Origin of the sequence: Acinetobacter piscicola, from assembly GCF_002233755.1 — a bacterium.
In the GTDB taxonomy this organism is placed as follows: Bacteria; Pseudomonadota; Gammaproteobacteria; order Pseudomonadales; family Moraxellaceae; genus Acinetobacter; species Acinetobacter piscicola.
In genome coordinates this window covers 1-9,039 of record NZ_NIFO01000049.1, presented here as the reverse complement: position 1 = coordinate 9,039, position 9,039 = coordinate 1, and the positions used below count along the sequence as shown (strand labels likewise).

8 protein-coding genes are annotated in these 9,039 nt (G+C 37.9%); 3 read left to right on the top strand and 5 right to left on the bottom strand.

All coding sequences use genetic code 11. The annotated features are described in order from the left end of the window. On the bottom strand, positions 1 to 1,294 hold a 1,294-nt coding region (locus CDA10_RS16510; RefSeq protein WP_213062856.1), incomplete at its 3' end, for an ESPR-type extended signal peptide-containing protein. A gap of 473 nt (positions 1,295 to 1,767) precedes the next feature. On the opposite strand from CDA10_RS16510, the gene fmt reads away from it, so the two are divergent. Both fmt and rsmB read left to right on the top strand, forming a co-directional pair. Beyond that, entirely contained in the window at positions 1,768 to 2,730 is a 963-nt protein-coding gene (gene fmt, locus CDA10_RS16505; RefSeq protein WP_089606628.1) for a methionyl-tRNA formyltransferase, read from the top strand. Beyond that, entirely contained in the window at positions 2,727 to 4,034 is a 1,308-nt protein-coding gene (gene rsmB, locus CDA10_RS16500) for a 16S rRNA (cytosine(967)-C(5))-methyltransferase RsmB (RefSeq protein ID WP_089606627.1), read from the top strand. The genes fmt and rsmB overlap by 4 nt, the downstream gene beginning before the upstream one ends. Before the next feature lie 48 nt (positions 4,035 to 4,082). Here rsmB and CDA10_RS16495 read toward each other — a convergent pair whose 3' ends face one another. The 4 genes from CDA10_RS16495 to CDA10_RS16480 form a co-directional block, all read right to left on the bottom strand. After that, complete coding sequence (locus tag CDA10_RS16495; protein WP_089606626.1) at positions 4,083 to 4,226, bottom strand: methionine/alanine import family NSS transporter small subunit; 144 nt, start codon at positions 4,224 to 4,226, stop codon at positions 4,083 to 4,085. Between the two features lie 10 nt (positions 4,227 to 4,236). Beyond that, positions 4,237 to 5,715, bottom strand: a complete 1,479-nt coding sequence (locus CDA10_RS16490) for a sodium-dependent transporter (protein ID WP_089606625.1) — start codon at positions 5,713 to 5,715, stop codon at positions 4,237 to 4,239. Positions 5,716 to 6,051: 336 nt separating this feature from the next. Beyond that, positions 6,052 to 6,600 carry a DUF1287 domain-containing protein gene (locus CDA10_RS16485; RefSeq protein ID WP_089606624.1) on the bottom strand — a complete coding sequence of 183 codons (549 nt, stop codon included), beginning with the start codon at positions 6,598 to 6,600 and terminating at the stop codon, positions 6,052 to 6,054. Positions 6,601 to 6,706: 106 nt separating this feature from the next. Continuing rightward, the gene (locus tag CDA10_RS16480) at positions 6,707 to 8,155 is read right to left on the bottom strand and encodes an aldehyde dehydrogenase family protein (RefSeq protein WP_089606623.1); all 1,449 of its coding nucleotides are present in this window, start codon (positions 8,153 to 8,155) and stop codon (positions 6,707 to 6,709) included. Positions 8,156 to 8,286: 131 nt separating this feature from the next. Between CDA10_RS16480 and CDA10_RS16475 the strand changes: the two genes are divergently transcribed. After that, on the top strand, positions 8,287 to 8,979 hold the full coding sequence (locus CDA10_RS16475) for a TIGR04219 family outer membrane beta-barrel protein (RefSeq protein ID WP_089606622.1): 693 nt from the start codon (positions 8,287 to 8,289) through the stop codon (positions 8,977 to 8,979). Positions 8,980 to 9,039: the final 60 nt, after the last annotated feature.

The following is a 9,039-nucleotide window of genomic DNA, read 5'->3' as shown; positions in this document are numbered from 1 at the left end:
CATTTAGACCATTTGCTGTGCTGGTTAAAGTAGTCGTATTCGCTCCAGTTCCAATCACCGCTTGTGGTGTCGTGATGCCTGAAGTATTAATTACTGTATTGCCAGTGGTCACGGAAGTAAAAGATGGATTATCAGAAATTGAAACTTTAATCTGATTTGCTGTAACTGCTGTTGAAATGTTTTTGCTATCACCGATCACAGCAACTGTAGAACCCAATTTTTGACTTGTTGTTCCTGTTGTTCCTGTAAATGTAATTGCTTTATTTACAGCTGTATCTAATCCAGCTAAAGCTGCACCGACATTATTCACAGTGGTCGTGGTTGAAGCATTTGGATCTGTTGTAACTGTATATGATGGCGCTGTGATACCACCTGTCGTGGTATTTACTGTTGTGCCTAATGCAGCAGCTGTATCTGTTGTAACTTGCCCTAAAACTGCATTTGTTGCAGCAAGTTGACTGCCATTGATTGCATCAGTACTTGTAGATGTTATACGTCCAGCTGCAACGTTTTGGATTTGCCTTTCAGTACCAGCAGCACCTACACTAACTACATTTAGACCTGTTCCTGATGCAGCAAAAGCAGAAGCCTTTCCATTGATAGTACCCGTTGCTTGCGCATATGCACTAGTCACTGCATTTGAACCCAATGCAACACTATTTGCAACAGATGCATTTGCACCTGCACCTATAGCAATAGAATTCACCGCATTCGCATTAGAACCCGCCATTAACGCCAATGCATGATTACCAGTAGCAACAGCCCCATTCAAATTATTGGTCGTACCATCCCCACTTGAACCAATTGCAACAGAACCTATACCATTCGCCATTGGACTTTTAAGAGTAGTCGTTAAACCACTACCAATTGCGACCCCACCTTTACCGGTAGAAGTCGTCATATTGGAATTGAAGTTAGAACCAATAATAACCGACTGATCCCCATTTCCTGTAATATCATTTCCTATGACAGTAGACTGAGATCCATTTGCTCTAGTTGTCGCACCAATTGCTATCGCCTCTGCACCATTAGTGCCTACAGTTGCAGAGCCACTCGGACCATTCCCTATAGCAATACCTGTATTAATACCAAAACCACCATTGTGATTAGAAATACCTCCACCCGCCTCATACACAGCAAAAACGTCTGGGCTAAACGTCACCATCAAGCTAACAGTTGCTGCACCAACAATACCTGTAATTTTAGAGGATTTTGTTTTACCTTTTGCAAGCTCTGATACTGCGACCCATGTACCTAAAGTTGCATTCCAAATTACTTTATAGATCTTATTCATTTCGATTTCCTCTAGGAGATAGATTGCAGCAGTTACCTTTTGGCTAAACAATGCATACAAAACATACAAAACATACAATTTTTTGCTATTTAACAATCTACACACATTTTTTTCAACATTTTTTTGAGATATATTTCACTTTTTTATCAACCAAATAGCAAACTTGTTTACATTTATATTGAAAACGAAAAATATTGCACTTTTCACTTAAAATAATAATTAAAATCAATGTCTTGTTGATTATTTGATATTTGTTAAAATTTACTATTTCAGAATTATATTAAATTACATTTGTGACAATTTTTGTCAACAAATAGCAAAATAATGTGATTTATTTTACGTTTTTATTATTATTAAGATTACATTTTAAATATATACATTTTTACTAAACAGTAATTTCTCTTTTATTCAACATTTAGATTTTAAAGATTTGTTATAATTCACCCTGAACGGATATTGAATGAGTCCTTATTTTGAAAATTATTTTTGCAGGTACGCCTGACTTTGCAGCAACAGCTTTGGCTGCGCTTCTCCAGACTGAACATGAAATCGTTGCCGTTTATACTCAACCTGATCGTAAGGCAGGGCGTGGGCAAAAACTGACTGCATCCGCAGTCAAACAATTGGCTCTAGATCACAATCTGCCTATTTATCAACCTTTACATTTTAAAGCATCTACAGATGAAGGCTTGGCTTCACAACAGCAGCTTGCGAGCTTAAATGCAGATGTGATGGTGGTTGCAGCTTATGGTTTGATTCTGCCTCAGGCCGTTTTAGATCTGCCTAAATATGCGTGTCTAAATATTCACGGCTCTTTACTCCCACGTTGGCGTGGAGCAGCGCCGATTCAACGTGCAATCGCAACGGGCGATGCTGAAACAGGCGTGACCATTATGAAAATGGCAGCAGGTTTAGATACAGGTGATATGTTATTTAAAACATTTTGCCCGATCACGGCTGAAGATACTTCGGCAACATTGCATGACAAGCTTGCCATACAAGGCGCTGAAGCGATTTGTGCGGTTTTAGAATCAGAAGAAAAACTCAAATATTATTTAGACTCACGTGAAGTTCAAGATGAAGCTTTCACGGTATATGCTCAAAAGCTGTCTAAAGCCGAAGCTCAAATCGATTGGACTCAGCCCGCAATCGATATTGATCGTAATATTCGTGCATTCAATCCATGGCCTGTGGCTTTTACCCCGATTGATGAAAATAATAATCTACGTGTATGGAACTCATCACTATCGGATCAAAGCGCTTCTACAGCTACTGCTGGTGAAGTGATTGCAATCGATAAGCAAGGTGTACATGTGATGTGTGGTGATCAAAAAGCAATTTGTATTACCCATCTACAATGGCCCGGCGGTAAAGCATTAAATGCTATGCAAATCCAACAAACGCATAAACTCTCTTTAGGATATACATTCGCATGAGTCAAATTCAATCTTCTGCAAAAAATTTGAATTTGCGTGCTCAAGTCGTTAAAACGCTAGTGGCTGTTCAAAATGGGCAATCATTAAGCTCTGTTTTAAATCAGCATATCAATAGCGTTTCTGAACGTGATCGTGGTTTATACCATGAGTTGACTTTGGGCTGTTTACGTCAATGGCATTCTCTAAAAGCCATTACACTGCCTTTGCTGACTAAGCCTTTAGACAATGAAGCACTGGAAAGTTGTTTATATCTAGGCTTATATCAAATTTTGTGTACGCGTATTCCAGCCCATGCTGCAATTTCAGAAACCGTCAATGCTGCAAAACAATTAGGCTTTGAACCTTTAAGTGGCTTGGTGAATGCAATTCTTCGTCGTGTTTCACGTGAAACAGAAGAATTTCAAAGCGCATTAAATGATTCGCATGGTTTACCAAGCTGGTTGTACAAACGCCTTAAAAAAGATTGGCCTGAACAGCTTCAAGAGATTTGCCAAAATCTCAAACAAGCTGCTCCGCTAACGTTACGTGTCAATGAACGTCAAATCAGTCGTGATGAATATTTAGACATTTTGGATGAAGAACAGATCGATGCACGTGAATGCGAATTTTCAGATGTCGGTATCGTACTTGAGCAAAGTGGCAATATTACGCTTTTACCCGGTTTCGAAGAAGGTGGATTTTCAGTTCAGGATGAACATGCTCAATTGTGCGCTGCGCTTTTACCTAACTTAGATGACCTAGTTGTCGTCGATGCTTGTGCGGCACCCGGCGGTAAAACAGCACATATCCTTGAGCGTTTTAATCCTAAAAAATTAATCGCGCTTGATCATGATGCAAAACGCTTATTGCGTGTTTCTGAAAATTTAGAACGTCTTGAGCTGAATGCTTATGCTGAAGTAGAAATTATTGAAGCGGATGCAACGCAATGGGTCGCAAACGAGCCTGTAGATTGTATCATCTTGGATGCGCCATGTTCTGCTATTGGTGTGATGCGTCGTCATCCTGATATTCGTTTATTACGTCAATCCACCGATATTCCAAAAACCGTCGATTTACAGCAGCAGATTTTGAACCACATGTGGCAACAGTTGAAAGTTGGCGGTACTTTGTTATATATCACCTGCTCTATTCTCAAAGTTGAAAATGAACAACAGATGGTGAACTTTTTTGCAGAACATCCTGATGCCGTTGAATCAAAAATAGAGGCTTCTTGGGGTATTGAACAAATCCATGGTCGTCAGTTATTACCTGAAACAGGTCATGGTGATGGTTTTTATTATTGTCGAATTCAAAAAATTGCATAAAAAAAAAGCAGGCTTTCTAGCCTGCTTTTTTATCACTTATTTTAAAAACTACAAGGTATGATGATCTTTAATTTCATTTAAAACATCATCGACCTCTTCAGGGTGACGCATTAAATGGATAATCGATAAGATCAAACCACCCCATAAAAACACCATGGAAATAATCATCATTACGATAGCTGAAGTATTCATTATATTTCTCCTAGCGATCTTTCATTTTAGATAACAGTATAGCAATCACAGCACAGAAAATCACACTGCCCCATCCAAAGATAAACTGCATACTGAAGTCATAAGTGTCATAACCTTTCATAATTAAGTTATACACCGTCATTGCTAAGGTCACCAACAGAATCATCGACGTGATTACAGTAAGTGTGAACGCCCAGCCTTTACCCAATTGAATGGTCGAAATACGATTCACATGATCACGTAGTTCAATCAGAGCCGCACGTTTGAACCATGCAACACTAATAATTGAAAGCAAGGCGCCGCCAATAATCCCAATGTTATTGATAAAATGATCGACAATATCAACCAATTTAATTGCATTTACACTTGAGAATAGAACAACTGAAACGAGAGCACTACCACCACCAACGATAGTTACTGCTTTTTTACGACCCCATTTCAATTTATCTTGCATTGCAGCAATTGGCACTTCTAAGATACTCACCATCGATGAGATCCCTGCAACGAATAATGAAGTAAAGAATAGAATACCGAATAAATCTGCGCCAGAACCTAAACTTGAAATGATTTTTGGGAATGCAATAAAGGCTAAACCAATACCACCACTTACCACATCTTGAACATTGGTTCCTGCTGAATGTGCCATAAAACCAAGCGCAGCAAAGATACCAATACCTGCTAGAATTTCAGTTGAAGCATTGGCAAAACCAACAATCAGACCCGAACCTGTCAAATCAGTTTTTGGCTTGAGATAAGATGCATAGGTCACCATGATCCCGAAACCGACAGACAATGAAAAGAAGGTATGACCATAAGCAGCCAACCAAACTTTATAGTCCATCATTGCTGCCCAGTTCGGTGTAAAGAAAGCATTTAAACCTTGTGCTGCACCTGGTAAGCGTAATGACTGAATCACAAGAATGGTAAATAGAACAAACAATAATGGCATAAAGATCTTATTCGAAAGTTCTACACCTTTTTTCACACCACCATACAAGATGATGAGTGTAAGCGCCCAAATCCCAACAATTGGCCAGAATAAATGACTGACAAATTGGAAATCAAAAGTTGCTGATTTGGTGGTTTGTAAATAGGTATTAAAGAAAAATGCTTCTGGATCTGAACCCCACATTTGACCAACTGAGAAGTAGACATAGCTACCTGCCCAAGTTAGTACGCTTGCATAGTACAAACCAATAATGATACAGACACAAACTTGCCACCAACCTAGTGTTTCACCGCCTTTAAATAAAGCACGATATGCTTTAGGGGGTGAATTATTACTTTTATGCCCGACAGCATAATCTAAGAATAAAAGCGGTAAACCTGCTGTAATTAAAGCAAGTAGATAAGGAATAAGAAATGCGCCACCACCATTTTCATAAGCAACATAAGGAAAACGCCAAATATTACCTAAACCAACAGCAGAACCAACTGCTGCGATAATGAAGCCTGATCGTGACGTCCAGTTTTCACGAGAATCTGCCATACAACACCTAATCTGTAGATGCCTTCAAATGCCGCTTATTTTCTTTGTGATATCGCGAGCAAAAGAAGTACCAATAATAAAATTTTGTTGTTTGAATAAGAATGATGCCTTTTGAGCATTTTCTTCTAATTACAAACCAGTCCATTTTTGAATCATCTTTGCTTAAAAGAAATTTCTTAAAAAGTACTGTTTAATGATGCAACAATACCTGTTTTCCTCACTTTTTTCTGTAATTTCCTATCAAATTCTCAGACTTTTTCATGTAATTTATCTCGGTTTGATAGTTTTTTATTCAATTTATTCGTTAAATCCATTTAATTATTCTTTTAACACAACTTATGGCTCGTTTAAATTTTTAGGTAGTCGATAATGCCCAATGATTTTATATTCAAATAAAATATCATTCTCACGCGTACCATAACCAATATTATGAATCACTAAAGGTGTACTGGAGAACATCGTGGTTTTATCAGAAATAATACCGATATGTACCAAACCTTTGCCCAAATCCCAAGTCACGATATCACCTGCCAAATATTTTTGATCCTTAACTTGATAACCTCGTCTTTGAAAATAGGTCATAATATTGGGTACACGCCGATGGTCAATATTTTTATCCGTTCCTTTTAAACCCCATTTTTGTGGATACTTTTTAAAATTTGCTTTCATATCCTCATGAATCCGCTGTTGCAAATCAATGTTCTGATGTCGTAAGGCTCGAATGATTACATCGGTACAGACACCTTTTACAATCGGAACATCTCCCATGGGGTACTTTAACTGGGTATAACTTGGGTCATAATACAAAGTCTTCCAAATTTGAGCGCGAGCATCGGTTACCAATTTATTATTTTGAAATGCCCATGTCTGAAAGGCTGTACCCATAAAAAAGCAGAGGGTTAATATACGTAATGCGTATTTTATTATCATTTTAAAACCTCACTCAAAAATCCAAGCACAAAAAAGGAGCCTAAGCTCCTTTAAATATGGCTTATTGTTTAATCACAAGCAACCTTTCCTCTTGCATATCCCGAATAGCAGACTGGATACCTTCACGGCCTAAACCAGAGTCTTTCACCCCACCATACGGCATATTATCTACACGGAAAGTTGGAATATCATTGATAATTACACCACCCACATGCAAATGGTCCCATGCATATAACATTTTATTCAAGTTCTGTGTATAAACACCTGCTTGTAAGCCAAAGCGGCTTTTGTTGATAATATCTATCCCTTTTTCAAAATCTTTATATTTTTCTAAAATTGCCACAGGGCCAAAGGCCTCATTTTGATAAATTTCAAGAGACTCATCGACATTCTCAAGAAGTGTTGCTTCAAATAAAACGCCTTTTAAAGTCCCTCCACTGAGAATTTTTGCCCCTTTCTTCTCAGCTTTATCCACCCATTTTTTTAAGCGCACAGCTTCTGATTCTTTAATCATCGGCCCCACTATCGTAGTATCTAAACTTGGATCAGCTGCTTTAATGTTCTTTAACTTAGCAATAAGCTTTTTCTTTAATTCAGAATAAATATTTGCATGAACCAAAATGCGCTGCACACTAATACACACTTGTCCCGCGTGACTATATGCCCCACTAATTATGCGATCCACCAATGCATCTGTAATTTCAGTTTCAGGTTCAATCAATACCGCTGCATTACCACCCAGCTCTAAAGTGACTTTTTTACGACCTGCACGGGCCTTCATATCCCAACCGACTTGGTCCGAACCTGTGAAGCTCAATAATTTAAAACGATCATCTGTGACCAAAACATCTGCATGTTCACGAGGACAAGGTAAAATTGAGAATGCCCCTTTAGGAAGGTCTGTTTCTGCTAAAACCTCGGCAATTTTAAGCGCTGAAATCGGTGTTAAGCTTGCTGGTTTCAAAACAAATGGACAACCAGCAGCAATTGCAGGTGCGATTTTATGTGCTGTCAAATTAAAGGGAAAATTAAAGGGGCTAATTAAAGAAACTGCACCGATTGGCACATGTTGTACCATGCCTCGATATGCAGATGCAGCCGGTGTCACAGCAAGCGGCATTAAATAGCCACTGTCTAAAGTAGATACAGCATCTGCAGCAAGCTGAAAGGTATTAATGAGTCTTTCAACCTCCGCTGTTGCTGCAATTCTAGGCTTTCCGCCTTCAATAATTAACAGTTGTACTAACTCATCACGCATTTCTTTAAAACGATTGACGCAATGCAAGAGAATTTTTTGTTTTTGAAATGGCTTTAAAGCTGCCATTTCTTTTTCAGCCTTCACTGCGGCGTTTATCCCCTTCTCTAAAATCTTAGCATCAGCTAAAGCAACTTTGGCATAGACATTTCCAGAAAACTTATCATGCACTTCAAGCCATTGTCCTGTTTTTACAGGTTTACTTGCCACATACAACGGAAACTCTAAAATTGGCTGATTGATCGTATCTTTCATACTTCCCTCTATTCTCTATTTTAATAATGCAAAATTTAAAAAACCCCTATATCATGCGCTCAGTTTGTAAAGTAATAAATGTATTTACGTAACAAAAATACAAGGTAAAAAGATTTTTTTGGGAGATAGAAATGAATAAATTTAAATTATCAGCATTCGCGCTAACGCTTGGACTAAGCTCTTTTGCACAAGCTGATTTTATTGGTCTAAAAGGTGATGTAAGTTATTGGATCACTGAGGGTAGCTTTGATGTTAATAAACCATATGAATCACATGATGAGTTTGATCGAGATGGTGCCGTTCAATTATCGTTAGCATTCGAACACCCAATTCCATTTGTTCCAAATGCTAAAATTAAATATGTAGACTTAAATAGTACAGCATCAAATAATCTATATAAAACAGATGCTTCATTTACAAATACAGACTATATTTTATACTACGAAATTTTAGACAACGTTATCAGTCTCGACGTTGGTTTAGGTCTAGCAAACTTAGATGGTGATATTAAGCAATACACTCCAGTAGACTATGTTAATTATACTATTGATGGTAATGGTTTAAGTGGCTATGTAAATGTAGGTGCTAAATTACCATTTACTGGCTTAAGCACTTCTGCAGAACTTGTACATACTAGTTTTTCGGATGGACAGTTTATGGACATCCAAGCTGAACTTCAATATGATTTTGTTAAATCAATGGCCTTGGATCTTGGTGCGAAAGTTGGCTATCGCTTTATGCAAATAGATTTTGATGAGGCTAAAGACCAAGATTTAAAACTTGAGTTCAAAGGGCCATATGTGGGTTTAAACGCTCACTTTTAATTTTTGAATGCCAATAATCACCTTCATTGCGATACAAAAAGCAGATCAATTGATCTGCTT

Bases quoted from the DNA above. Each gene is read 5' to 3' on its own strand.
- rsmB (WP_089606627.1), top strand. From the start codon at position 2,727: ATGAGTCAAATTCAATCTTCTGCAAAAAATTTGAATTTGCGTGCTCAA.
- CDA10_RS16495 (WP_089606626.1), bottom strand. From the start codon at position 4,226: ATGAATACTTCAGCTATCGTAATGATGATTATTTCCATGGTGTTTTTA.
- CDA10_RS16490 (WP_089606625.1), bottom strand. From the start codon at position 5,715: ATGGCAGATTCTCGTGAAAACTGGACGTCACGATCAGGCTTCATTATC.
- CDA10_RS16485 (WP_089606624.1), bottom strand. From the start codon at position 6,600: ATGGGTACAGCCTTTCAGACATGGGCATTTCAAAATAATAAATTGGTA.
- CDA10_RS16480 (WP_089606623.1), bottom strand. From the start codon at position 8,155: ATGAAAGATACGATCAATCAGCCAATTTTAGAGTTTCCGTTGTATGTG.
- CDA10_RS16475 (WP_089606622.1), top strand. From the start codon at position 8,287: ATGAATAAATTTAAATTATCAGCATTCGCGCTAACGCTTGGACTAAGC.